The 24920-nt window shown below is 70.1% G+C and carries 21 protein-coding genes and 3 pseudogenes; 13 read left to right on the top strand and 11 right to left on the bottom strand.

All coding sequences use genetic code 11. The features are described 5' to 3' along the window. The 3 genes and pseudogenes from FDO69_RS22775 to FDO69_RS22765 form a co-directional block, all read right to left on the bottom strand. Entirely contained in the window at positions 1 to 1110 is a 1110-nt protein-coding gene (locus tag FDO69_RS22775) for an enolase C-terminal domain-like protein (protein WP_234388037.1), read from the bottom strand. Further along, the gene (locus FDO69_RS22770; RefSeq protein WP_104781701.1) at positions 1107 to 2930 is read right to left on the bottom strand and encodes a thiamine pyrophosphate-requiring protein; all 1824 of its coding nucleotides are present in this window, start codon (positions 2928 to 2930) and stop codon (positions 1107 to 1109) included. The genes FDO69_RS22775 and FDO69_RS22770 overlap by 4 nt, the downstream gene beginning before the upstream one ends. A gap of 79 nt (positions 2931 to 3009) precedes the next feature. Next, positions 3010 to 4976: pseudogene (locus tag FDO69_RS22765) on the bottom strand (FAD-binding and (Fe-S)-binding domain-containing protein). A 328-nt stretch (positions 4977 to 5304) separates the two neighbouring features. On the opposite strand from FDO69_RS22765, the pseudogene FDO69_RS22760 reads away from it, so the two are divergent. After that, positions 5305 to 5778, top strand: a pseudogene (locus tag FDO69_RS22760) (MarR family winged helix-turn-helix transcriptional regulator); the annotation flags it as partial. 292 nt (positions 5779 to 6070) lie between these two features. Here the strand turns inward: FDO69_RS22760 and FDO69_RS22755 are convergent. After that, on the bottom strand, positions 6071 to 6691 hold the full coding sequence (locus FDO69_RS22755; protein ID WP_104781835.1) for an MBL fold metallo-hydrolase: 621 nt from the start codon (positions 6689 to 6691) through the stop codon (positions 6071 to 6073). A 194-nt stretch (positions 6692 to 6885) separates the two neighbouring features. Between FDO69_RS22755 and FDO69_RS22750 the strand changes: the two genes are divergently transcribed. The 5 genes and pseudogenes from FDO69_RS22750 to FDO69_RS22730 all read left to right on the top strand — a co-directional run bounded on the left by FDO69_RS22750 (position 6886) and on the right by FDO69_RS22730 (position 11453). After that, positions 6886 to 7089, top strand: coding sequence for a DUF2000 domain-containing protein (locus tag FDO69_RS22750; RefSeq protein ID WP_138430147.1), 204 nt, complete (start codon positions 6886 to 6888; stop codon positions 7087 to 7089). A gap of 631 nt (positions 7090 to 7720) precedes the next feature. After that, on the top strand, positions 7721 to 8857 hold the full coding sequence (locus FDO69_RS22745; RefSeq protein WP_104781700.1) for an amidohydrolase family protein: 1137 nt from the start codon (positions 7721 to 7723) through the stop codon (positions 8855 to 8857). Between the two features lie 159 nt (positions 8858 to 9016). After that, positions 9017 to 9828, top strand: a pseudogene (locus FDO69_RS22740) (IS5 family transposase). A gap of 123 nt (positions 9829 to 9951) precedes the next feature. Continuing rightward, a complete protein-coding gene (locus FDO69_RS22735) occupies positions 9952 to 10557 on the top strand; it encodes a dihydrofolate reductase family protein (RefSeq protein WP_104781699.1) in 606 nt (201 codons plus the stop codon). Positions 10558 to 10739: 182 nt separating this feature from the next. Continuing rightward, positions 10740 to 11453: a 2-phosphosulfolactate phosphatase gene (locus FDO69_RS22730; RefSeq protein WP_104781698.1), complete on the top strand. Its 714-nt coding sequence runs from the start codon at positions 10740 to 10742 to the stop codon at positions 11451 to 11453. Between the two features lie 108 nt (positions 11454 to 11561). On the opposite strand, the gene FDO69_RS22725 is transcribed toward FDO69_RS22730, so the two are convergent. Then, positions 11562 to 12080 (bottom strand): hypothetical protein, encoded by a 519-nt coding sequence (locus tag FDO69_RS22725; RefSeq protein WP_104781697.1) that lies wholly within the window; start codon positions 12078 to 12080, stop codon positions 11562 to 11564. A gap of 168 nt (positions 12081 to 12248) precedes the next feature. Between FDO69_RS22725 and FDO69_RS41300 the strand changes: the two genes are divergently transcribed. Further along, the gene (locus FDO69_RS41300; RefSeq protein ID WP_159030640.1) at positions 12249 to 12635 is read left to right on the top strand and encodes a VOC family protein; all 387 of its coding nucleotides are present in this window, start codon (positions 12249 to 12251) and stop codon (positions 12633 to 12635) included. Between the two features lie 221 nt (positions 12636 to 12856). On the opposite strand, the gene FDO69_RS22715 is transcribed toward FDO69_RS41300, so the two are convergent. Beyond that, positions 12857 to 13420 carry a snapalysin family zinc-dependent metalloprotease gene (locus FDO69_RS22715; RefSeq protein ID WP_104781695.1) on the bottom strand — a complete coding sequence of 188 codons (564 nt, stop codon included), beginning with the start codon at positions 13418 to 13420 and terminating at the stop codon, positions 12857 to 12859. Between the two features lie 81 nt (positions 13421 to 13501). Next, positions 13502 to 14152 (bottom strand): LysE family translocator, encoded by a 651-nt coding sequence (locus FDO69_RS22710; protein WP_104781694.1) that lies wholly within the window; start codon positions 14150 to 14152, stop codon positions 13502 to 13504. Positions 14153 to 14381: 229 nt separating this feature from the next. Here FDO69_RS22710 and FDO69_RS22705 point away from each other — a divergent pair, with 229 nt between their 5' ends. After that, on the top strand, positions 14382 to 15776 hold the full coding sequence (locus tag FDO69_RS22705; protein ID WP_234388036.1) for a BamA/TamA family outer membrane protein: 1395 nt from the start codon (positions 14382 to 14384) through the stop codon (positions 15774 to 15776). Between the two features lie 283 nt (positions 15777 to 16059). Next, the gene (locus FDO69_RS22700; RefSeq protein WP_104781693.1) at positions 16060 to 16821 is read left to right on the top strand and encodes a hypothetical protein; all 762 of its coding nucleotides are present in this window, start codon (positions 16060 to 16062) and stop codon (positions 16819 to 16821) included. A gap of 237 nt (positions 16822 to 17058) precedes the next feature. Here the strand turns inward: FDO69_RS22700 and FDO69_RS22695 are convergent, their stop codons facing one another. From FDO69_RS22695 to FDO69_RS22685, 3 genes are read right to left on the bottom strand one after another with little or no spacing between them, the layout of a single operon-like run. Continuing rightward, on the bottom strand, positions 17059 to 17913 hold the full coding sequence (locus FDO69_RS22695; RefSeq protein ID WP_107502215.1) for an acetate and sugar kinases/Hsc70/actin family protein: 855 nt from the start codon (positions 17911 to 17913) through the stop codon (positions 17059 to 17061). Next, positions 17910 to 18284: a TraR/DksA family transcriptional regulator gene (locus FDO69_RS22690; RefSeq protein WP_104781692.1), complete on the bottom strand. Its 375-nt coding sequence runs from the start codon at positions 18282 to 18284 to the stop codon at positions 17910 to 17912. Before FDO69_RS22690 ends, FDO69_RS22695 begins: the two co-directional genes overlap by 4 nt. A 44-nt stretch (positions 18285 to 18328) precedes the next feature. Then, the gene (locus FDO69_RS22685) at positions 18329 to 18640 is read right to left on the bottom strand and encodes a TraR/DksA C4-type zinc finger protein (RefSeq protein ID WP_104781691.1); all 312 of its coding nucleotides are present in this window, start codon (positions 18638 to 18640) and stop codon (positions 18329 to 18331) included. A gap of 359 nt (positions 18641 to 18999) precedes the next feature. Between FDO69_RS22685 and FDO69_RS22680 the strand changes: the two genes are divergently transcribed. The 4 genes from FDO69_RS22680 to secD all read left to right on the top strand — a co-directional run bounded on the left by FDO69_RS22680 (position 19000) and on the right by secD (position 23570). Then, positions 19000 to 19953 (top strand): sensor histidine kinase, encoded by a 954-nt coding sequence (locus FDO69_RS22680; protein WP_104781690.1) that lies wholly within the window; start codon positions 19000 to 19002, stop codon positions 19951 to 19953. Positions 19954 to 19955: 2 nt separating this feature from the next. Next, complete coding sequence (locus FDO69_RS22675) at positions 19956 to 20639, top strand: response regulator (protein ID WP_104781689.1); 684 nt, start codon at positions 19956 to 19958, stop codon at positions 20637 to 20639. A 42-nt stretch (positions 20640 to 20681) separates the two neighbouring features. Next, on the top strand, positions 20682 to 21215 hold the full coding sequence (locus tag FDO69_RS22670) for a hypothetical protein (protein WP_104781688.1): 534 nt from the start codon (positions 20682 to 20684) through the stop codon (positions 21213 to 21215). 87 nt (positions 21216 to 21302) lie between these two features. Continuing rightward, entirely contained in the window at positions 21303 to 23570 is a 2268-nt protein-coding gene (secD, locus tag FDO69_RS22665; protein ID WP_104781687.1) for a protein translocase subunit SecD, read from the top strand. Here secD and FDO69_RS22660 read toward each other — a convergent pair. Continuing rightward, positions 23560 to 24807 carry a glycosyltransferase gene (locus FDO69_RS22660; protein WP_104781686.1) on the bottom strand — a complete coding sequence of 416 codons (1248 nt, stop codon included), beginning with the start codon at positions 24805 to 24807 and terminating at the stop codon, positions 23560 to 23562. The genes secD and FDO69_RS22660 overlap by 11 nt on opposite strands. Positions 24808 to 24920: the final 113 nt, after the last annotated feature.

Below are 24920 nucleotides of genomic sequence, written 5' to 3'. Positions count from 1 at the left end.
TCAGCCCACCCGGTACCGCTCTGCGCGCTCGGTGTTCAAGGTCAGGCCCAGGCCGGGTTCGGCGGCTCCGCCCGGGCCGATGCTGCCTCCTCGGGGGTCGAGGACACCGTCGAACAGGATGCGCTCGATGCGGACGTGGTCGTGGAACCACTCCAGGTGGCGCAGATTGGGCACCGCAGCGGCGGCATGGGCGTGGGCATGGGGAGCACAGTGACCGGAGATCTCCAGGCCGCGGCCCTGGGCGAGAGCCGCGGCGCGCAGCCAGACCGTGATGCCGCCGCACCGGGTGACGTCCGCCTGCAGGCAGTCCACGGCGCCGGCGGCGAGCATGTGCTCGAAATACGGCAGGGTGTAGCCGTACTCGCCGGCGGCCACGTCGATCGTGACATGATCGCGGATGCGGGCGAGAGTGCCGAGGTGGTCGGAGGAGACGGGCTCCTCGAACCATGTCACGCCCTGGTCGGCCAACACGTCGGCGACCCGGACTGCCTGTTTGGCGTCGTAGGCTCCGTTGGCGTCCACGTACAGGGCGGTGCCGTCACCGACGCTCGCGCGTGCCTCGGCGACCCGTCGCAGGTCGTGTTCCTCTCGCCGCCCCCACGACTCACCGATCTTGATCTTGACGCGCGGAATGCCCTCCTCTTCGGTCCAGCCGCGCAGTTGGCCGTCCTGTCCTGCGGCGTCGTAGGTCGTGAACCCGCCGCTTCCGTAGACCGGCACGTCCGGCCGGGCGGCGCCCAGCAGGTCGACGAGGGGCAGGTCCAGCAGGCGGGCCTTGCAGTCCCACAGCGCGATGTCCACGGCGGCGATCGCCTGGGCGGCGACGCCGGGCAGCCCCGCGTTGCGCACGGCACGGTGCATGGCCTCGTTCAGGCGCGGCACGTCGAAGACGGGGCAGCCGACGACGATGCCGCCGAGCAGGTCGTCGACGACCCGTGCCGCGGCCGCCGGCGCGTAGGTGTAGCCCATTCCCGTGGCCCGACCGCTCCGTACGGTCGCGAGGACGAGGGTGGTGCTGTCCCAGCTCAGAGTGCCGTCCGCTTCGGGGGCTTCCGTGGGCACCGTGTAGACGGCGGTGTCCAGGCGCTCCACCACCGCCGCGTCCGTCACCGGTCCTCACCCGCTCCGGGGCGGTCCTCGCGGTGCCGGCTGCCGGGCAGCATCTCCTGCACCTTGGCCTTGAAGCCCTGACGGACCATCGCGGTGCGGTCGCTGTCGCCCTTGAGCACGGACGCCGCCGCGGCCTCGATCTGGTCGAGGGACGCGTGCGGCGGGATGGGCGGCACGGCCGGGTCGGTGCGGAAGTCCAGCACGAAGGGCCGGTCTGCTGCCAGCGCCGCCTCCCACGCGCTCTGTACGTCCTGCGGCTTCTCCACCCGCATCCCGTTCAGCCCGACCGAGCGGGCGAAGTCGGCGTAGGCGACGTCGGGCAGGGACTGTGAGGGGAGGAACTGGGGGGCGCCGGACATGGCGCGCATCTCCCACGTGACCTGGTTGAGGTCCTGGTTGTTGAGTACGGCCACCACCAGGCGCGGGTCTTCCCACTGCTGCCAGTACTTGGCGATCGTGATCAGCTCGGCCAGTCCGTTCATCTGCATCGCCCCGTCGCCCACGAGCGCGATGGCGGGGCGATCACCGTGCGCGAACTTCGCCCCGATCACGTAGGGGACGCCGGGGCCCATGGTGGCGAGGGTGCCGGAGAGCGAGCCGCGCATGTCCCCGCGCAACCGCAGGTGGCGTGCGTACCAGTTGGCGGCGGAGCCCGAGTCGGCGGCCAGGATGACGTTCTCGGGCAGCAGGTCGTTCAGCGTATGGGCCACGTACTCGGGGTTGATCGGGTCGGCGTCCACCGCGGCGCGCCGTTCCATGACCTCCCACCAACGGGCGGTGTTCTTCTCGATCTTCTTGCGCCAGCCGTCGTGCTCGGTCGGCCGCAGGTGCGGCAGCAACCGCTGCAGGGTCGCGCGGGCGTCACCGACGAGGTTGACCTCGAACGGGTAGCGCAGGCCGACCATGTGCGGGTCGATGTCGATCTGGACGGCCCGCGCCTGGCCGAACTCGGGCATGAACTGCGTATAGGGGAAGCTGGATCCGATGACCAGCAGGGTGTCGCAGTCCTGCATCAGCTCGTACGACGGGCGCGTGCCCAGGAGGCCGATCGCGCCGGTGACGTAGGGGAGGTCGTCGTCGAGCGCGTCCTTGCCGAGGAGCGCCTTGGCTACGCCGGCGCCCAGCCGGTCGGCGACCTCCATGACCTCCTGGCGGGCCCCGCGAGCGCCCTGGCCGATGAGCAGGGCGACCTTCTCACCGGCGTTCAGCACCTCGGCGGCCCGCTCGATGTCGGCTTCCGCGGGCACGGGGGCGTAGTGGGACATGCCGAGGCTGGAGGGCACCATCTTGAAGGCGTGCCCCGGGGCGGAGTAGTCGAGTTCCTGCACGTCGGCCGGGATGATGACGGCCGTCACCGAGCGGCGCGCCATGGCGGTGCGCATGGCCCGGTCGAGCACGTTGGGCAGCTGTTCCGGAACGGTGACCATCTCGCAGAAGTCGGAGGCGACGTCCTTGTAGAGGCTCAGCAGGTCGACCTCCTGCTGGTAGGAGCCACCCATCGCACTGCGGTTGGTCTGCCCCACGATCGCGACGACGGGCACGTGGTCGAGCTTGGCGTCGTACAGGCCGTTGAGGAGGTGGATGGCGCCGGGCCCGGAGGTGGCGGCGCACACTCCCACCCGGCCGGAGAACTTCGCGTAGCCGACGGCCTCGAAGGCGGCCATCTCCTCGTGCCGGGCCTGGATGAACTCGGGCTTGTTGTCGGCTCGCCCCCAGGCGGCGAGCAGTCCGTTGATGCCGTCTCCGGGATAGGCGAAGACGTGCTCCACCTCCCACTCACGCAGGCGCTGCAGGAGGTGGTCGGAGACCTTCATCGACATGATGCTGACCTTTCCGGTGGGAGGCGTGTGTCAGGTGGTTGTCGGGTGTGGGCCAAGTCCGGTGGCTGCCGGGGGTGGGCTAGGCCCGGCGCAGGCGTCGCGCCGCGCCGCGGGCTGCCACGGCGGCAGCCGCGGTGGTCAGGGCCGCGGCGCCCGCGGTGATCGTCCAGCGGCCCGTGCGGGACGGGGCGGGCGGCCTTTTCGCCAGGCGTTCGGGATGCTCACTTGGCAGGTTTCCGTCCAGGCCCAGGGCCAGCACCTCGGCAAAGTGCAGCGCCCGGCGGCCGGTGTCGCTCTGTTCGATCTGGGTGCGGCAGCTGAAGCCGTCCGCGAGGAGCACACTGCCGGGGGCGGCCGCGCGCACGGCCGGCAGGACGCCCTGTTCCGCGACGGCCAGGGAGAGCTCGTGGTGGCCGCGCTCGAAGCCGAAGTTGCCGGCGAGGCCGCAACAGCCCTCGTCGAGGACCTCGGCGTCGAGGTGAGCGCGGCGCATCAGTTCCCGGTCGGCGTCGTCCTTCAGAACCGCGTGCTGGTGGCAGTGGGTCTGCACGAGCGCCTTCCGGGCCAGGGCGGGGGGTTGCCAGCCGTCGGGCGCGTGTCGCACGAGGTGCTCGGCGAACGTGCGGAACCGGCCGGCCAGGCGCTGCACGTCCTGGTTGTCCGGCATCAACTCCGGCGCGTCCGCGCGGAACACGGCGGTACAGGACGGCTCGAGCTCGATGACCGGCGTTCCGGCCTCGATGTACGGCCGCAGCACGTCGAGTGTGCGGCGCAACACCTTCTTCGCGATGTCCAGTTGACCGGTGGAGATCCAGGTGAGGCCGCAGCACACGGCGTCCGTGGGCACGGCGACACGGAACCCCGCGTCCTCCAGGACCCGCACGGCCGACGTCGCGATCGACGGGTGGAAGTAGGTGCTGAACGTGTCGGGCCACAGGACGACGGTCCGCTCGTCGGCGGGATCCGGCTGGTCCGCCGTGCGTGCCCGCCACCACTGCACGAACGACTGCGGGGACCGGTGCCCGGCGGGCGACGTCCACACCCGCCAGCCACTTGCCGGCGCGGGCCAGACCGGGGGCGTGCAGCGCGCTGTTGACCAGCGACGGTCCGAGACGTGACAGCCGGGCCCACACCGGCATCCAGCCCATCGAGTAGTGCGCCGCGGGACGCGGGCGGCCGTCGTAGTGGTGGGCCAGGAACTCGGCCGCAGATGTCGTCGTAGCCGAGCACCAGCAGTGACTGGCAGGGCGGCACCGGCACCAGGTCGAGTTCGGCGCGCAGTACGTTCACCAGGGTGCCCTCGCTGCCGACCAGGGCCTTGGCCAGGTCGAAGCCGTGCTCCGGCAGCAGGGAGTCGAGGTTGTAGCCCGAGACCCGGCGCGGGATCCTGGGGTACCCCGTGCGGATGTCTGCCAGGTACTCGGCGACGATGCGCTCCAGGCCGCGGTGGATCTCGGCCCGGCGCCCGCCCTCGGCGATGATCCGCGCCCGTTCGGCCTCGGACGTGGGTCCCACCCACATGCGGGTGCCGTCGTACGTGAGGACCTCCAGGCGGCGCACGTTGTCCACGGTCTTGCCGTACGCCTGCGCCGACGCTCCGCACGAGTTGTTGCCGATCATGCCGCCCAGCGCGCAGTGGCTGTGCGTGGACGGCTTGGGCCCGAACTGCAACCCTTGCTCGGACAGTTGCCGGTTGAGTTCGTCCAGGACGATCCCGGGCTCCACCACGCAGGTGCGCGCCTCGGGGTCCACCGAGACCAGCGCGTGGCAGTACTTGGTCCAGTCGATGATCACGGCGGTGTTGGTGGCCTGCCCCGCCAGACTGGTCCCGCCGCCCCGGGACAGCACCGGGGCCTTGAGCCGCGCGCAGACCTCCACGGCCCGCGCTCCGGCGTCCACGCTGCGGGGAACGACCACGCCGAGCGGCACCTGGCGGTAGTTGGAACCGTCCGTGGCGTAGGCGCCCCTGCTGCCCGCGTCGAAGCGGACCTCGCCGTCGACCGCGTCGCGCAGCGCGGCCTCCAGCTCCGCCACGTCGACCGCCACCCCGACCGCCTCGTGCGACCCGCCGGTCGCGCCGCGGGTGCCCTGTCGCGATGTACGAGTCATCGGGATAACCGTTCCTTTTGCGTGCCCCGCGTACGAGCGGGATCCTGTGCTGGAGGTCTCCCCGGCTGGGGGCTCCTCCGCCGCAGTGCCGGACCCTGGAGCACCTCCTGCCTCCGCGTACCCACCCTTGCACTCTGCAATGATGGTTTTCGCAGAACATTTCGGCCGGATCCAGGCCAGTCCCACCGCCTTACCATTGCTGTTTGCAATGGTTCGCCCTGGAGGGCGACGACAAGATCGCCGGTCGGAGAGGTGGAACGGCATCATGGCGCGCTCCCACGCGGATCCGGATCAGGAGGCCGAGGAGGTCACCCTCGCCGTCATGGCGGCGTCCAGACTGCTCGTCGCCATCTCCGCACGGGCCCTGTCGTCCACCGACAGCGCACTGACCCTTCCCCAGTTGCGCGCCCTCGTGGTGCTGGAGACCTGCGGGCCCGTCAAGCTTGCCGCCCTGGCCGCGACCCTGGGCGTCAACCCCTCGACCGCGCTGAGGATGGTCGGCCGGCTGGAGGACAGCGGCCTCATCGACCGCAGGACCAACCCCGCGAACCGGCGAGAGGTGATCCTGCGCCTCACCCCCGCGGGACGTGACCTGGTGGAGCGCGTTCTCGCTCACCGGCGCACCGAGATCCGCGCACTCGTGGAGCGGCTGCCCGCCGAGGCGCGTGCCGGGCTCGTTGCCGCGCTGGATGCGCTCACCCGGGCGGCGGACGAGATGGCCGTGGACCCCGTCGACGAGGTGCACCTCCGCGCCGCCAGTCGGACAGCCCACCACCTGAGAACACCGCCCCAGGCCTCAAGTCCGCTTTCAGGAACACTTTCTGACTGCTGGTTCGAACCTTCGGTGTGCGGTGCACCTGGAGCGTGCCTCTTGGGGCCGGACAGCGGGCCGGTGCGCGCGGGTGGAGCCCCGCCTGGCTGCTCCGCCACCAGGCCCGAGCCCAGGCCGGCCCTGACCGCCGACAGACCACGCGTCGGCCATGAAGATCACGAAGGGTGGTGCAGTTCTCCCCCGGCCGACTGCCGTCCTCTCACAGTTCGACGCTCTCGCCGGGGCGGAGCCGCCGGATCTCGGCACCGGCCCGCTCAGCCTCCATGGCGAGGACGTCGTCCAGGACCTTCAGGCCCCACTCGTTGACGAGCCCGTCGTGAATCGCATAAGCACGGCGCGGTGTCATCCGGCGCAGGTAGCCGATCATGTCAGGCACCGTCAGCCACGGCGCCTGACCAGGCAGCAAGAGCGTCGGCACGTCGACCACCGTCAGTGCGTCACCCGGGTGGAAGACCTCTTTGTCGATCAGGAACCCGACATTGTCAACCGGAGGCACATCTGGATGGCTGAAGTGATGCCTGTCGCCCCACACCGACACCTCGAAGCCCGCGACCGCGAACTGGTCGCCGTCGCGGACTACATGCACACGCTCGCCAAGCCCGCTCAGGTGCCGGGCAACCCCGGCGCAGGTGTAGATGTCCGACACAATTCCGCGCAGGCGATCCGGATCGAAGTGGTCAAAGTGCTCATGCGTGATGAGCACAGCCGCGGCCCCCGCCAACGCATCGGGCTCGGGGGTCATCACACCCGGGTCGATGACAATCGCCTGGCCGTTCCTCTCCAACCGTACGCAAGCGTGGCCGAACTTGGTGATCCTCATGGCCGGCACCCTGCCAACGAACTGGCGCAGTGACACCAGCGTTCGCGATCAGCCGAAACAGACGACCAGGGAAGATCACGAGCGTGATCACGCTTGGGATCAGGGCGCAAGATCGTACAAGCCCGGCGTGCCGGTCTGCGCCAGTCTCCAGGGGACACCGCCCGAGGCGCCCCTCAGCGACTCCCCTTGAGACCTTGTCAGCCACCGAACAGCCGGAGTTGCTGCACAAGATTTCGTTCCTTGCGTTCTCGGACGCTGATGCCGGCAGCCACGTTCCCATCTCCAGGCTCTCCCTGGTCGTCCTCGAAGGGCGCCCGGCCTGCGTCCGGCGACTGCGCGACCAGGCCGAGGCTGCAGGACTGCTGTTTTCGGGCAATGCGATGTGCTGGACCCGCTGACCAAGAAGTAGGAAGTAGGCATGCGGATAAGCGATGCAACCCGTATGTAGAAGGCTAGTGATGGCAGTCGACGCAGCACCATCGGGGAAAGCGCAGGGCACCCGCACCACAAACCCTCATAGAGTCACGACCGTCTCACTGGACTTGAAATCTTTCGGCAGCCCCTGGACTTCGGGCCCAGTTGCGACGGGCCTTGATTCTGATGCGGGCGTCGAACGGCGCTCCGGAGAGTACTCCCGTCGGAGTAACGTCGTACCGCCTGCCTCCCGAGGGATGACGACCGCAGTATGACGAAACAGAACGGAATCGGGCCTAGCGTTGGGGCTATGCCGGAAATTGATAGTCCACTGCGGAGGTTCGGGGTGGCCACCAGGGCGCTGGCGACGGCGTTCCCTGTCGCCGCATGCGGGGTCACACGCCGACAACAGTGCGGGGCCCGCCGCGGCCGGCCCGCACAGCGCGCACGCGGACGGTCGCCAGCTCCACCACAGCCGCTGCGCACCGGCGAGCGGTTCCTCGACCTGAGCGCTGCCGCGGTGCGCGAGCAGGACGCGAAGACCCCCTGAGGCATCTCGCAGACGGATGCCGTACGGATACCTCACCACACAAACGCCTGAAGAGAGGGACTGACATGAAGCCCATGGGACGCCGCGGCTTTCTCACCGCCAGCACGGCACTTGGCATTGGTGCCGGCTTGTCCACGCACGCCATTCTCTCGGAAGCGAGCGAGAACGAGACTTCGGACAAGACTTCGGACATTTCACGGCGGGACCAGGACCTGCCCTTCATCGGCACGGAGGAGACCTTTTCGACTCCCACGTTGTTGAAGCTGAACTCCATCAATCAGGATCACATAGCGTTCCTTGAGGAAATTGGTCTTTCGGATCTAGGCCAACGCCGCATCGGCGATATGGATGCGGGGGGACTCAACGTTCAAATCCTCTCTGCCCATACACCCTCCGTACAAAATGTCCCTGGGCAGAGGGGCATCGACCTTGCCTATCGCCTTAACCGGCAACTTGTAGACGGGCCAATAGCCAAACATCCGGACCGCTTCAAGGCTTTCGCCACCTTGCCCTTGCAGAGCCCGGAGGCGGCGGCGGACGAACTTGAACGCTCGGTTCGGGAAGATGGCTTCCTGGGCGCACTGACCAACGGACACATCGCGAAGAAGTATCTCGATCATCCCGATTTCGAGCCTGTGCTGGCACGTGCCGTTGCTCTCGATGTGCCGATCTACCTGCATCCCGGCTATCCAGCTGACGAGGTCTTCAAGATCTACTACAGCACCACACGGTCTAAATACACGGAAGAGTACCAAGACTACATTTTCAGTGGGTCTGGATATGGCTGGCACCAGGAGGTGCTGACCCAATGCATTCGGATGATCGCGTACGGGGTTTTCGACAGATTCCCCAAACTGAAAATCATCATCGGCCACATGGGTGAAGGTCTTCCCTTCTACTACGAGCGGATCGTCAATGACATGGGCGAGCCGACCAAAGACTCGCTCGAGAAGCCCATCGGGCAATACTTCCAGGACAACTTCTGGGTCACAACCAGCGCATTCCCCCAGACCGAACTGCTCGATCTCCTGCTGAAGTACATAAGCGTGGATCGAGTGATGTTCGCAACCGACTACCCGTTCGCGGACATAAAGGAGCAGACCGACTGGTTCCGCGGAGTCGATTTGCCACGCGAAGACAAGGAAAAGATTGCGTTCCGAAATGCAGAGAAACTGTTCAGAATGAAAGTGCCCGTGAAGTGATACGCCAGCGTCGGCCGGAGTGAAAGAATGCTTTGCTGTAAGGCGAGAGTACGGCAGAAGTATGCGATGCGCGGCTGCCCCATAACGCGGTCTCATCCAGGCTCTTCTAAGAGGATGTCTCACGTGCTCGTGTGGTGAGCTGCGGCATCATTGCTGCTTGTGGGTGTCGATCTGTCGCAGCGGCTGGTTCCTGACGGTCTGTGGGAGCCGCACCGTTGCTGCCGTCGTTCAACTCCCGTCCGCAGGGCGGCAGGACCGCTCCGTGTGACGAGCGGGCCGTGTTCACGGCGGTCGTGTATGTGCTGACCAGCGGATGCGCCTGGCGGCATCTGCCGGAGACGTTCGGCGTCTCGCCCGCGACCGCGCATCGCCGGTTCACCGCGTGGACCCGGGCGGGACTGTGGCGTCGGCTCCACCGGGCGGTCCTGGACGAACTCGGTGCGCGGGGCGAGCTGGACTGGGCCTCGGCGATCGTCGATGCCGCCCTCCGGGCCAAAAAGGGGGGCACGCTGACCGGGCCGAACCCGGTCGATCGCGGCAAGAAGGGCAGCAAGCTGCATGTGCTGTCCGAGGCCCAGGGCATCCCGCTGGCCGTCGCGGTGTCCGGTGCGAACACCCACGACAGCCTGGGTCTGAAGCCGCTGATCCGCGGTATACCCGCCGTCCGCTCCCGCCGCGGGCCGCGACGGCGTCGGCCCGTCAAACTCCGCGCGGACAAGGCGTATTTCTCCCCCGAACACCTCACCTGGCTGCGCGAGCGAGGGCTCGTCCCGCGCATCGCGCGTCCCGGGATCGAATCGAGCGAGCGGCTCGGCCGGCACCGCTGGAAGATCGAGCGGTCGATCGCCTGGCTGTTCGGCTTCCGCCGGCTCACCGTCCGGTACGAGCGAAAGGGACCTCGCTTCCTCGCCTTCCTCGGCCTCGCAGCCGCCCTCACCTGCTACAAGAAGCTCGCGAAACTCGCCACCTGAGACATCCTCCAAGCATGCACACCCCCGTAGAAGCGATCACAATGACGATGGGCCCGGTCAGCTACGAGGCGTCCAGTCCGATCGTGTCCATACGGTCGCGTTTCACCAGTGGACAGGAGTGTCATGCGAATCGTCGTCATCAACCACGTCACCCTGGACGGCATCATGCAAGGACCCGGCCGCGCCGATGAGGACACCCGTGACGGGTTCACTCACGGCGGCTGGGCCGCTGAACGGGGCGCGGACGACGTCATCACGGCGGCATGGGGCCGACGGCTGGCCGCCGGCAGCGGTTACCTCCTGGGCCGCCGCACCTATTCGGACGTTCTGGCCCATTGGAACACCCAGGACAGCCCGTTCCGCGACGCCCTCAACAACGCCCCCAAGTACGTCGCATCCAACACTCTGTCCGAGCCCCTGCCATGGCCCAACTCCACACTGCTCAGCGGCGACATCCCCGAAGCGGTCACCGAACTCAAAAAGATCCCGGGCAACGACCTGCACATCATGGGCAGCGGCGCGTTGATTCGCTCTCTGGCGCCGTTCGGCCTCATCGACGAATACCTGCTCTGCATTCATCCACTCGTACTGGCCGCCGGACGCCGCCTGTTCGCCGACGGCTTCTGCCCAACCACTTTCCATGTCGCCGAAGCGACCCCAACGGCCACCGGGGTCATCATCGCCAGCTATCGACCCCGCTCTTCGACCTCGACCGAAGCCATCCTCTGAGGGTGAGGCTCTACATCTGGAGTGCTGGGCGGTGCCTCTTCGATCAGTCGCTCGTTGTTCTGGTCCTGCTCAGCAGGTGAACTGACCGACGACGAGCGGGCAGTGTTCGAGCCGCTGTTGCCCACGAGCAACCAACGATGCGGCTGGTGGCGGCATCACCGGGCATGCGCGATCATGGCCCTATGGAAGCTCGTTTCGTCGGCATCGCCGAGCTGGCCGAAGCCCCGTCCGTGGCCGTCGTCGTCGACGTCATGCGCGCTTTCACGGTTGCCGCGTGGGCCTTCGGCCAGGGGGCGGAGCGGATCGTTCTCGCCGAATCGCTGGACGAAGCCCTGGCACTCAAGGCCCGGCACCCGGACTGGGTCGCGCTCAAGGACGGTCCGCCCGCTCCGGGGTTCGACGCCGTCAACTCGCCCGGCCTGCTGCGGTCTCTCGACCTCGGCGGACGCACCGTCGTGCAGAAGACGATGGCCGGGACGGTCGGCGCCCTTGCGGTCAAGGAGGCGTCACTGGTGCTGTGCGCCGGGTTCGTCGTGGCGGAGGCGACGGCTCGGCTCCTGCGTACACGCGCCGGTGACAGTGACTGCTACGGAGTCACATTCGTGGTCACGGGCGAGGGTGGGCGGGCCGATGAGGATCTGGCGTGCGCTCAGTACATCGCCCGGAGGGCCCTCGAAGCGGGGACGGACGCAGCCGAGTACCTCCGCCGCGCCGGGTGTTCGCGCGCAGCCGCCGAGCTGGCGCAGGGTGTGCGTCGGGGAGTCCATCCTGATGACGTCGCGCTCTGTCTCGAGCTCGACCGGTTCCCCTTCGCCATGGTGGCTGCCCTGGAAGACTCGCTCATGGTTTTGCGCCCGTGTGCCGTGCCTCCGCCGGCCGACGAGCTTTCGATCTGACCGCTCCCCCGACCGGCCGACCAGGTCGATCGACGTTCCCGACGCCGGTCCGCGAGGCGTTGCCCGGCGAGCCGGCCGGCCCGGGCTCCAGGACGCTTCCTCACCCGGTCAGTGCCCGGCGGCTGCCTTCACCAGGGCGACCGCCACGCCGATCGCGGCGTCCAGCAGCCCCGCCACCAACGCGGTCACCACGCCGCCGCCCATGCGCAGCCCGCCCAGACAGCCCCACAGGAAGAGGGATACGACGCCCACTCCGGCCGCTGCCGACAACGCGGCGTGCAGGCTGAGGACGTCCAGCGCGGCCAGAGCGATCAGTACGGCAGGGCCCACGGCACAGGACAGGAGCGGGCTGCTGACGTACAGCATGCGGCGCAGCTCATGGCCCGTGGCGAGGCGGCGGTGGACGGTCCGGTGCGCCTGCTGGTCGGCGACGAACGCGGCGAGCCACAGGCCCAGCGCGGTCGTCAGGACGGTGGCGACGGCACCGAGGGAACCCACCTCACCGAGGGACAGGCCGACCACCACGGCGATCATCGTGATGGTCGCGTAGATCCGCTCCTTCAGCCGGTCGGCCAGTACACCTGCCTCCACGTCAGGCGGCGCATCGGCTCCCCGGTCGTCCACCACCTGATGCCCCTCACCCGCGGTCCTCGCGGCAGCCGCGACACGCGTACGCCGGTCACCCCATCAGCATGCCTCCCGAGCGCGCGGACCCGTCGCTTCCACGCCGGACCCGAAGGGGGCGTTGCCGCGAACCGGTGGCGTGCCGGGCTGTGTTCGTGCAGGCTGACCTGCATGGTCTCGGTGGTGCAGAACGTGGCGATCGACTGTGCGGACGCCTATGAACTGGCGCGCTTCTGGAGTGAGGTGACCGGTTGTCCGGTGCATGAGCAGAGCGGACCGGGCGATCGGGAGACTCAGGTGATGCTTCCGGAGGGCCCGCTGCTGTACTTCAATCAGGTGCCGGAGCCCAAGACGGTCAAGAACCGGATCCACCTCTGTCTGCGTCCCACGACCTCGCGCGAGGCGGAGATCGAGCGGCTGTTGCAGCTGGGAGCCACTCTCGTCACTGATCGCCGGGAGCCGGGCGGCGCAGGCTGGGCGGTGCTCGCCGACCCCGAAGGCAATGAATTCTGCGTTCTGCGCAGCGAGTCCGACCGCGTCGCGATGTCTGCCGGGTGAGGCCGGCCCGGCTGGACAGTCTGCGGGACGTGATCAACTCTATCGCCAGCCGAAGCCAGTACTACCCCGACCGCTCCCGGTGGATCCGCACTGCGCCACGCGTCCGGCTCCCCTGCTGTACCGCACTCCGGCAAGGGAGCCGTCGGCGCTGCCACCGCCGCTGATCGACGGCGAGCCGTCCTGCGAGGCGGCGGGCCTTCTCAGAACGGGTACAGCCCGCGTCAGTCCACGATCACCCCGGTCCGCGCCACCTGGGACCGTCCGGCGACTGCGCCGCCGAAGTTCCCCTCGACCTCCGCCTTCTCCGCCGCGTTCGGGTACGGGTTCGTGCACGACGTGCCCGCGGTGGAGCCGGACATCAGGCTCGAGCACGGTCCGGGCTTGCGATCCGGCAGGCCCAGGATGTGCCCGAGTTCGTGCGCGGAGATGCGGATCGTGTCGTAACCCTGGTCGACGGCCTGGCGCCCGATGTACACGGTGCCGTTGCCCAGGGTGGTGGGCAGGGCGCGCGGCCAGCCGTTGTCCGCGAGGACCCGTATGTTCGCGCGTTGCCCGGCCGCGACGGGCCGCAGCTCGACGGCGTCGACACTCTCGTTCCAGATCGTCGCGCCCCGGTTGACGGCACTCTTGAACTCCGCGGAGCCACTCGCGTCGTAGGTCACGACACGGGCGGCCAGAGGCCGGTCGGCCGTTGAGGGGGTAGCGGCCACGGCCTGACCACCCGTCAGGGACACGGACACCAGACAGGCGGCGGCGAGACCGCCGGTCAGCATACGGACGTGCATGATCGACCTCCTTGTGGGGGAAGGGCAGTCGTGCTCATGACATTCCCTAGCCCATTGCCCAGCCCGGTCATCCCTGAATCCTCAGGCGACGGCCGCCACCGAGACACCGATGGCGATGAACAACCAGCCGGTGGTCAGCTCCCAGCGCCGGCGGACCTTCGGCCGGGCGAGCAGCGCTCGCAGTCGCGCGGCGACCACGACCAGGGCGAACCAGTAGACGACGCCGATGAGGATGTCCAACACGCCCAGGAAGAAGATCTGCTGCGCCATCGATCCGTCACCGTCGACGAACTGCGGAAGGACGCTGAGGAAGAACAGGGCGGCTTTCGGGTTGAGCACGTTGGTGAGCAACCCCTCAGTGAAAGCGCTCCGAAGACGCCCTTGGGCGGGCCCTCCCTCCTCCTGGGCGTCGGATGTGGCCTCGGTCGCGTGGCGCCTTTCCCGGGCGGTCCGGCGGGCGGTGAGCACGGCCCGCACACCGAGATACACGAGGTAGGCCGCCCCCATGAGTCTGATCCCGTCGTACACGGCGGGTGTGCGGGTGGCGATCACCGAGAGACCGGCCGCGGCGGCCAGCATGTGCGCACACAGCCCGGTCTGGGCCCCCAGTGCCGCGGCTCTGCCCTTCGAAGGGTCCTCGGCAGCCGATCTCACCACCACGAGGAAATCCGGACCCGGCACCACATAGGCCACCAGAACAACGCCGAGGAAGCCGAGCAGGTCGACCGTCATCCGCCCTCCACTTCTGCGCGCACCCCGAAACCATCGGCGGCCGGGGCCCGTTGACACACCTCGTGCACCGGTGCCGAGTACCCCAGTGCGGGCCACCCGGACAGCCCGGCCGCCGGAGCCGGGGGGAAACCGGAGCCAGGAGCGCGTGTGCTCACCGGCGTTGACCTCGTACGCACCTCACCAGCACAATCTGCGGGCCTGCGTCATCCGCCGGCGAACAGGGGGAATCATGTGTGACACGTGTCCTGACCGCGAGACGCTCCATGCCATCGCGCGGAACCCGGCGGCACCGGTCGACGTACTGACCAGGCTGCTCTCGAAGCAGGCCATCGCGGCCTGGGACACGCTGGCCTGGCGCGCGCTGCCGGACGAGGTGGTCGACGCGATCGTCGTACATCCCGATCACAGGCTGCGCTCGGCGTTCGCCGCGAACCCCTCGGTGACGCCGGACCAGCGCGCCCGGCTCATCGACGATCCCGACGCACGGGTGCGCGAAGCACTGGCCTATGGCCCCGACTGGTTCCGCGTACCCGTGGAGCCGCTTCCGGTCGCCGCCCAGAAGCGTCTGCTCGCCGACGAGGACGCTCGGGTCCGCCGCAGCGCGGCCGGCTCCCGGCACACCGCTGCGGATCTGGTCGCCCGTCTCGCCGACCACCAGGACGCGAACCTACGGAGGGCGGCGTGCCGCGAGTGGGCCGCGCTCTCCGGAGACACCCGCGACCGCCTCCTCCATGACCCCGTGGAGGACGTCCGCCAGGCAGCCATGCGGGAGGCCTGCCGCGACGACGCGCGCTACACCGACCTCCTGCTCGACGCGGACCTCGGCCCCTTCTCCCGGCGGGAGGTGATCCACTACGGGGCCATGAGCACGGCGACCGCCGAACGGCTCGCGGCCGACGGCGAAGAGGCGGACCGGCGCGAACTGGCGGCCAACCCCCACCTGCCCGTCCATATCGTCCGCAGGCTGGCCGCCGACGACGCGCACAGCGTCCGGCTGGCCGTGTCGGTCCGGCCCGAGCTGACGGAGACCGAACGCGGCGCCGTCGACATCACCATCAGCGCGTCCGACCGGTTGCATCCCGTCGAATGGGTGCGCCTCTGCGCCGATCCCGACGTGCTGCGCCGATGCGCCCGGTCCGCCAACATTTTGCTGCGCCGCAGCGCCGCCTGCAGCCCGCACCTGCCCGCCGACGCCGTCGAACTGCTCTCGCGGGACGACGACTACGCCGTGAGGCTCCTGCTGTGCGAGAACCAGTCGACCGTGGACGGCGAGGTCGTGCTGCAGACCTACCTGGACTGCGAGGTCATCACCAAGGGCGGCCTGCTCGGACACGCCAACTTCCCGCGCACGGACGCCGGGCGGCGCTTCGGCGACGACCCGGACCCGGAGAAGAGGTGGCTGGTGGGACTCGACCCGCACGCTCCCGCCGACGTGGTGGTCCGGCTGCTCGCCGATCCCGACGCACGGGTGCGTGGCATGGCCGCCGCGCACCCCGCCCTGCCCGTCGACCTCATCCTGAAGAACTGCGACGACCCGGAGCTCTCCACCCGGGCCCTGAGCAACCCCGGCCTCCCGGCAGCGGTCATGCACCAGCACCTCGACGTCTTGGGCATCCCGCGCTGACGCCGGCCCCGGAGGGACGGAGCCGGTCGATCAGTTTCTGATGGTGCGTCAGCATGCTCGGGCGCGCCCCTTTCATGGAACCCATTTCACCATCAACATTTGATTGAGATACGACCAGCCTGACGCCCATGTCTCCTACACTTGCGGCCACTTGAGCTTCAGGTGCGGGGCCCTTGGGGTGAGCGTAGCGTTATCCGAGAAGAGGTAGAACGACCCATCAATAATCGTTTGGCAACGGAAGAAATTGCCCCCGCCGAGCGAAATGAATACACGGGAGGCGACAATGTCGGATCGCATTCTCTTCTACGGCGCATCCCAGGGGCGCGGTGTGGTCGCCGCCATCGACGGCGGCAATCACATCGGAGACGTCACGGTCATACCCGCGGGCAGCTTCGCCAAGGACTGGACGGCCTTCACCGGTCTGAGCGGCGACCGCATCCTGTTCTACAGCGCGGCCAGGCGCGGCGGAGTCGTCTGCTCCGTCGACGACGACAACCACATCGCGGACGTCACCCTGATACCCAACGGCAGCATGGCTCCGGACTGGACCGAGGTCACCGCGCTGAGCGGCGACCGCATCCTCTTCTACAGCAAGTCGAAAGGGCGCGGAGTCGTCTGCTCCATCGACGACGCCAACCACATCGCGGACGTCACCGTCATCCCCCCGGGCAGCTTCGCCAAGGACTGGACGGAGATCGCGGGCCTGAGCGGAGACCGCATCCTGTTCTACAGCGCGACCCGGGGCGGCGGAGTCGTCTGCGCGATCGACGACGGGAACAACATCGCGGACGTCACCCCGATACCGAACGGCAGCATGGCCACGGACTGGACGCAGATCACCGCCGTGAGCGGCGACCGCATCCTCTTCTACGGCAAGACCCAAGGACGCGGAGTCGTCTGCTCCATCGACGACGCCAACCACATCGCGGACGTCACCGTCATCCCCCCGGGCAGCTTCGCCAAGGACTGGACAGAGGTGAGCGCTCTGCGTCCGCAGGAAAGCCATCTGCGAGTCGGTCGCGCCGCGGAGGAGCACCACGCCTGACTCCGGCTGGGGAAACGGCGTCCAGCGAGCAGCCGTTCCGGCCCCTGCGGATTCCCGCGCCGCCATGTTGCGGTGCCGGATGACGCGGTGGACCGTGCCGTGGGCGACGGCTGCCGCGGCGTGGACCGAGAACGACGCCTCGGGGCGGAGCCCATGGCACGGCTGCGGATCTGATCGGGGCTCAGGGGTGGGTCGGTGAGCTTCCCCTGGTACCGGCCCAGACGCGGAGGGTGCTGCCTAGGGCGGGGCCGGATGGGCATCGGCACGCGCTGTGTGGGTGCGTCCTCGGGGGTCGGTGAGGCGGACCTCGGGGTGGGTGTGGGCGGCTTGCAGGAGCCTGGCGGCACCGCGGACGGCCGCGGTGTGCGGGGCCGGGACGATGCGCAGCGGTGCCTTCAGCCGGGCCGTGAGGGCGTAGGTGATCTCGGGTCGCAGGGCTCCCCCGCCTGCCAGGAGGACGCCGCGCCGGAGAGCACCGGCGGTGCGGGAGGTGCGGTCGTGGCGGCGGATCGCGGTCAGCATCGCGACCACCGCTTCGACGATCTGCTCGGGCGTGGTCGTCTCACCGAGGTCGCTGGTGCCCACGGCCGTCCGGTGTGCGTCGGTGACGGCGCCGTCGCACAGCAGCACCGCCTCGGTGAGGTGGGCTCCGATGTCCACCACCACCAGCGGCCGCGACATGTCGGCGTCGGCGGCCAGGGCGATACTGCGGGCGCTGGGGACGGTCAGGACGCTGCGGGGCCGCAGCACCTCGACGGCGTCGCGGGCCCGGGTGCGGTGGGCGACGCCGTCCAGGACGGATGTGGTGACGATGACCGTGGGGCGGGTGAACCGGGGCAGCCGGTGGCCGAGCAGTCGCTGCAGCATCCGGGCACATCCCGGGGCGTCGACGATGGTGCCGCGCTGGACGGGATGGATCGCACCGGTGCCGGGGAAGGTGACCGTGGGTACGTCGACGACCGTGCCCTTGCCGGCGATCCAGACGCGGGTGCGGGCGCTGCCCATGTCCAGCGCGATGCCGCAGCAGCGCCTGCACAGGGGCCACGGCCGGTGACGGGCGGCGTCACCGGGCAGGTCGGGTGGGGCGGTCATGGCTGTGCCTCCTTGACCTGCTGGCAGCGGGCGCAGTAGCGGGCCTGCGGCACGATCATGAGCCGTTCCCGTTCGACCGGGCGCCGGCACAGGTGGCAAAGGCCGTAGGAGCCCTCGTGCATGCGGGTGAGGGCTGCTTCGACGTCGGTGAGGACCATGCGTGCGGAGGCGGCGAGTTTGACGCGGACCTCGATCTGCGCGGCGGCCCGTTGCCGGAGCCGGTCCTCGGTCCGGGAGGCGACCGGTCCGGCGAGCAGGCGCAGTTGCTCCTGGCGGAACAGGCGCTGCTCCTGGAGGTTCTCGCGCAGCGCGGCGAGGTCCTCGGCCGACAGGTGCGTCGTGCTCTCGTCGATGGTCTGGTGGTTCACCACGTCACCCCTTTGCGGCAGGGCGTAGGAGGTCGGTACGGGCGGGGTCAAACGATGCGGCGCTGGCAAGCGACGCAGTGGCGGGTGTAGGGGAGGATCTCGAGTCGTTCGGCGGGGATCGGCTTCGCGCAGCCCACGCAGATTCCGTAGGTGCCGTCGTCGACGCGGGTGAAGGCTCGCTCGATCTCTCCGAGGACCCGCTCCATCGCGGTCTTCTGTGCGGACAGCAGGTGATCGTCCGGACCCCGCTCGCTCTCGTCGAGGGCTCGCAGCTGGGCCAGTCGGGAGGTGCGGGCGTGTTCCAGGCGTTGGCGGGCCTCGTGCGGGTGGGGTTCGGCCCGGGTGATATCGAGCGACATGGTCGGTCCCTTCTCGGCGGCGGGTGCGCGGGTCGGTCATGCGCGGCGGGCGGCCCGGCGGCGTTGCCGGGCCGCCCGTCCGCTGTCGGGTGGTCGTGTGCTCTCCACCTTGGCCCGGCCCGCGGCGGATACCCATCGGGCGCGGAACCCATTTGCGGCGGGACGAGGGACCCATGGGCCCGCGCCCTGGGTGCGGCGTGCCCGGGGAAATGGGGGTCAGGTCCCATGGCCGGGACGTGCGCGCAGGGGGCAGCCTGATCGACAGGCAGGCTCAGCGCCCGGCCGCGAAGGCGGTGGGCCCCGCGATGCCCGACTGTGGAGGTGAGACCCGGGTTTCAAGAAGGGGAGGCGCAGGGACGGTGTCCTTGTTCTGGCGGATTTTCGCGCTCAACGCCGTGGTGCTCGGTACGGCCACGGCCTTGCTGCTGTGGGCTCCGGTGACCGTCTCCGTGCCGGTGCTGCTGACCGAGGCGGTCATCCTGGTCGGCGGTCTGGCCGTGATGCTCGTCGCGAACGCAGCGCTGCTGCGGTTCGGCCTGGCTCCCTTGGACCGTCTCACCAAGCTGATGACGACCGTGGACCTGCTGCGGCCCGGCCAGCGCCTGCCCGCTTCCGGCGGTGGCGGGGTCGCTGAGCTGATCCGTACGTTCAACGCCATGCTGGAGCGGCTGGAGCAGGAGAGGGTCACCAGCAGCACCCGGGCCCTGCTGGCCCAGGAGGGGGAACGCCGCCGCATCGCTCAGGAACTGCACGACGAGGTCGGCCAGAGCATGACCGCGATCCTGCTGGGCCTCAAGCGCTCGGCGGACGACGCCCCGGAGCCGCTGCGCGAGGAGCTGCAGGAATTGCAGGAGATCACCCGGGAGAGCCTGGACGAGGTCCGCCGGCTGGTGCGCCGGCTGCGGCCGGGCGTGCTGGACGATCTGGGCCTGGTGAGCGCGCTGACCTCGCTCAGCGAGGACTTCGCCACCCACACCGGGCTGCTGGTCACCCGCCGCTTCGACACCGACCTGCCCGCACTGGAGCCGGAGTCGGAGCTGGTCCTCTACCGCGTCGCCCAGGAGTCGCTGACCAACGTCGCCCGCCATGCGGACGCCCGGCGGGTCACCGTCGCCCTGCGCCGCGCCGACGGCGGCGTGGTGCTGACGGTCACCGACGACGGCAGCGGCATCGAGGCCCCCCGCGAAGGCGCCGGCATCCGCGGCATGCGCGAACGCGCCCTGCTCGTCGGCGGCACCCTGGAGATCACCCCGGCACCCCGGGCCGGCACCCGCGTCCAGCTCACCGCGCCCGTCGCAAGGAAGCAGCCCTGACCATGCCCGACACGACCACGCCCGCCCCGACGGAACCCGGCGCGATTCGCATCCTGCTCGCCGACGACCACGCGCTGGTCCGCCGCGGTGTGCGGCTGATCCTCGACCAGCAGCCGGACCTCAAGGTGGTCGCCGAGGCCGGTGACGGGGCCGAAGCCATCGAGCTTGCCCGTACCCACGACGTCGACCTGGCCGTGCTCGACATCGCCATGCCACGCCTGACCGGCCTGCAAGCGGCCCGCGAACTGGCCGCCCTTGAACCGGGCCCGCGGATTTTGATGCTCACCATGCACGACAACGAGCAGTACTTCTTCCAGGCACTGAAGGCTGGCGCGAGCGGATACGTGCTGAAGTCCGTCGCCGACCGGGACCTGGTCGCCGCCTGCCGGGCCGCGATGCGGGACGAGCCGTTCCTGTACCCCGGCGCGGTCACCGCCCTGATCCGCAACTACCTGGACCGGGCCCGCCACGGCCAGGAAACACCCGACCAGATCCTCACCCCCCGGGAGGAGGAGGTCCTCAAGCTGGTCGCCGAGGGCCACTCGTCCAAGGAGATCGCGGACCTGTTGTTCATCAGCATCAAGACCGTCCAGCGGCATCGCGCCAACCTGCTGCAGAAACTCGGCCTGCGTGACCGTCTCGACCTCACCCGCTACGCCATCCGCGCCGGACTGATCGAGGCCTGACCCGGATCCGGGCCCGGGCCGCACATCGAGGAGGGGGGAAGGGTGCACCACATCGCGCGCACAGCCCCCGTCGTCGGCACCACCCGGCCCCGCTCCCCCGTCACCGCCGTACTCGCGGTCGTCGTGGCGGTGCTGGCTGTCCTCGGGCTCGTCACCCCGCCACCCGGCGCACCGGGCACGGGCCCATCCGCCCACGTCACGTCGGCCGACCACCTCCGGCACGGCGGAACACGCACGGCGGCGGACCACCTCCGGCACGGCGGAACCCGCACGGAGGCGGACCACCTCCGATACGACGGAACACGCACGGAGGCGAACCACGCCCGATACGACGGGGCGTGCGCCGACGACGGATGTGATGCCGCTCGCGTCGTCCGTGCGGCCGGCCGTCACGAGCAGCCGCACGGCGAGCACCCGGCCCCCCGCGGACCCTCCGGCACCTGCGACCGGAGCGCGCACGCCATCCCCTTCCGGCTTCCGAACCCGCATGGGCCTCCGACCCGGCGCGTGCCCGCCTCTCAGCCGCACGTGGCCCAGGACCAGGGGCGGGCGCCCCCGGTGTTCTCCGGCACCTGACGCCCCTTCCCCCGCCCCTTCACCCCCGACCACCCCGCAGCGGCCCGCGACGGCCGCCGCCGTGGTGTGCCCTGCCGGAGGCTCCCGTTGAACCGTGCCCTGCGCGTGAGAGCGCTGCTCGCCCTCGCCGTGCTCGCCCTGTCCCTGTACATCGCCGCCACCGTGCCCGTCCGGCTCGGACTGGACCTGCGCGGCGGTACCCAGATCGTGCTCGAGACCCGTTCCACCCCCACGGCCGACGCCGACCGCGCGGCCACCGACCGCACCCTCGAGGTGCTGCGCGGGCGCATCGACGCGCTCGGCGTAGCCGAACCCACTCTGGTGCGCTCCGGCGACGACCGGATCATCGTCGAACTGCCCGGTGTGCAGGATCCGAAGGAGGCCGCCGACGTCCTGGGCCGCACCGCACAGCTCACCTTCCACCCCGTTCTCGGCACCGCGGACGGAGTCGACGACACCTCCCGGCCGCTGCCGAAGCGCCCCCGGGAGCGCGTCCTGCCCGACGAGTCCGGCACCGCGCTGCGCCTCGGGCCCACCTCGCTGACCGGCGAGGACGTCAAGGAGGCCGCCGCCCGGTTCGACCAGCAGGGCGGCGCCGGATGGCACGTCACCGTCGGTTTCGAGGGCACCGGCCGCGCCGGCTGGGCCGACCTGACAGGTGAGGCCGCCTGCCAGGCGCCGGGCGACCCGGCACGGCGGGTCGCCATCGTCCTCGACGACAAGGTCATCTCCTCCCCCCGGGTCGACCCGTCCGTCGCCTGCGGAACCGGCATGCGCGACGGCGCCACCCGGATCACGGGCTCCTTCAGCGCCGAGGAGGCACGCGAACTCTCGCTGCTCATCAACGGCGGGGCCCTGCCCGTGCCCGTCGAGACCGTCGAGCAACGCACCGTCGGCCCCACCCTGGGCGCGCAGGCCATCGCCGCCAGCGCCTGGGCGGCGGCCATCGGCACCGCGCTGACCTCGCTGTTCATCGTCGCCGTCTACCGGCTCATGGGCAGCCTGGCCGCCCTCGCCCTGCCCTGCTACGGCCTGATCTCCTATGCCGCCCTGGCCGCCCTCGGCGCCACCCTGACCCTGCCTGGCCTGGCGGGTTTCGTCCTGGCCATCGGCATGGCCGTGGACGCCAACGTGCTGGTCTTCGAGAGGGCGCGCGAGGAGTACGCGGTGCGCCGCCGGCCCAGTGTCCGTTCGGCCCTCACGGCCGGCTTCCGCAACGCCCTCAGTGCGATCGCCGACTCCAACATCACCACGCTCATCGCGGCGGCTCTGCTGTTCCTCCTCGCCTCCGGGCCCGTTCGCGGCTTCGGTGTCACCCTCGGCATCGGTGTGCTCGCCTCCATGTTCAGCGCCCTGGTCGTCAGCCGGGTGCTGGCCGAGTTCGCCGCGAGCCGTCCGGGTGTACGCCGCCGCCCCGGTCTCACCGGCGTCGCCGGCATCGGCGCGGTCCGCGACCGCCTCACCCGCCGCAACCCGTTCCTGATGCGCCGCACGCGCCGCTGGCTCGCCACCTCCGCCGCTGTGCTCGTGCTGGCCGGCTCGGGCATCGCCGTGCGCGGCGTCGATCTCGGGGTGGAGTTCACCGGGGGTCGCCTCATCGAGTACAGCACCAGCAGTCCCGTCGATCCCGGCCGGCTGCGTGCCGCCCTGGCCGACGCCGGTTTTCCTCGCGCGGTCGTGCAGTCCGCGGGCGACACGGGTCTGACGGTGCGTACCGATCCACTGACCGACGCCGAGGAGGCGGAGGTCACCGGCACACTGCGCGACCTCGACCGCCGGGCGGACAAGGTCCGCGACGAACTGATCGGTCCCAGCCTCGGCGAGGAGCTGCGCCGAGGTGCGCTGATCGCACTCGCCGTGGCCCTGGGGGCGCAGTTCGTCTACCTGGCGGCACGCTTCCGGTGGGTGCTGGGCATGGCCGCGGTCGTCGCGCTCGTCCACGACGTGGTGATCCTGCTCGGGGTCTTCGCCTGGCTCGGCAAGCCCGTCGACGGGGTGTTCCTGGCAGCCCTGCTGACCGTCATCGGCTACTCGGTGAACGACTCCGTCGTCCTGTTCGACCGGGTGAGGGAACTGGTCCGGCGCAGCCCCGGGGCGCCGTTTTCCGGCCTTGTGAACGAGGCGATCCTGCAGACGCTGCCCCGCACGGTGAACACCGGCATGGGTGCGGCGTTCATGCTCACCGCGCTCGCCGTGCTGGGCGGTTCCTCGCTCACGGACTTCGCCCTGGCGCTGCTCGTCGGCCTTGTCGTGGGGACGTACTCCTCGGTGTTCACCGCCGCTCCCCTGGCGATCCGGCTGCACCACCGTTTCCGGCGCGGGGAGCCGTCCCGCCGGCGACCGGTCACGGCGTGAGCCGGTCCAGGGCGGCCAGGACCGGGGCCACGCCGTCCTCTTCGGCCAGGCCACGGGCCAACTCCCGGGCATGACCGCGGTGATGTGGATCGCTCGTGGCGCGGCGCAGGGCGGAGGCCAGTGAACCGGCCGTGAGGTGCCGCAGGGGGACGGCGCACGGTGCCGTCCCCAGGGCGACCAGGCGCGCCGCCCAGAAGCCGCCGTCGAACTGCACCGGTACCGGAACCGTGGGGACGCCCGCGCGCAGGACGGCGGCTGTGGTGCCGGCCCCGGCGTGGTGGACCACGGCGGCGGTACGGGGAAACAGCAGCGCGTGCGGTACGTCGCCCACGGTGATCACGTCTTCGTCGTCGCCGCGAGCGGCGAGGCCCGCCCAGCCCTGCTGGATGATGCCTCGCAGTCCCGCCGTCCGCAGGGCACGCACGATCCCGGCGCTGAGGTGCTCGGCATCCGGCACCGTCGCACTGCCCAGACCGACGAACACCGGCGGGGGCCCCGCGGCCAGGAACTCCTCCACTTCGCCGGGCAGTGCGCGCGTGTCGTGCGGCCACCAGTACCCCGCGACCTCCAGTCCGGGGCGCCAGTCCTTCGGGCGGGCCACCACCCGTTCGCTGAAGCCGTGCAGCACGGGCCAGTGGGCCCGCTCGTGGGCGCGGCGGCCGGCGGAGGGGCCGCGCAGAGTCATGCCGTGCCGGGTGCGCAGCCGGTGCACGGCGTGGGTGAAGACCCGGTCGACGGCGGAGATCACGGCCTGTCCGCTCAGGTGGTTGCCCACGGTGCCGAACGATCGCCCGCCGAGCATGGGCGCGCCGAACTCGCGCGTCGGATGCTGGGGTTGGAGGAACAGGCCGGCACTGGGCAAACCCAGTCCCTCGGCGATGGCGCGGCCCAGCGGTGCGACGGCTCCCGCGGCCAGGACGACGTCCGCGCCGCGGGCCGCCTGGACCAGGGAGTCGGTCAGCTCCTCTGCCACGGACCGGGCCATCGACACCACCCGCAGCAGCTTGCCGAGACCGGTGGTGCTGGTGTGCAGATCGCGGCCGCGGTCGGAGTGCGACACGGCGTGCGGGTCGACCGGGGTCGGGTGGAAGCGCACCCCCGATCCGGCGGCCAGGGGCTCGAACAGGCCGTGGGTGGCGAGCGTGACCTCGCGCCCGCCGCGTGCCAGCCCCGCGCCCAACCCGGTGTAGGGCGCGACGTCGCCGCGCGATCCCGCCGTCATGATCACCACGCGCATGGGTCCCAGTGTGGACCGGCCGGGCGGATGCCACGCGGTGCATGGCCGCACGTGGACGAAAATCGCCGTTGCGGATGCTTCTCGGGCCGGTTCTCACCGCGGGCCGACCTGGA

This window comes from Streptomyces tibetensis (assembly GCF_007655005.1).
In the GTDB taxonomy this organism is placed as follows: Bacteria; Actinomycetota; Actinomycetes; order Streptomycetales; family Streptomycetaceae; genus Streptomyces; species Streptomyces tibetensis.
Note: the sequence above shows the minus strand (reverse complement) of the source record. Positions and strands in the feature narration are given on the sequence as shown.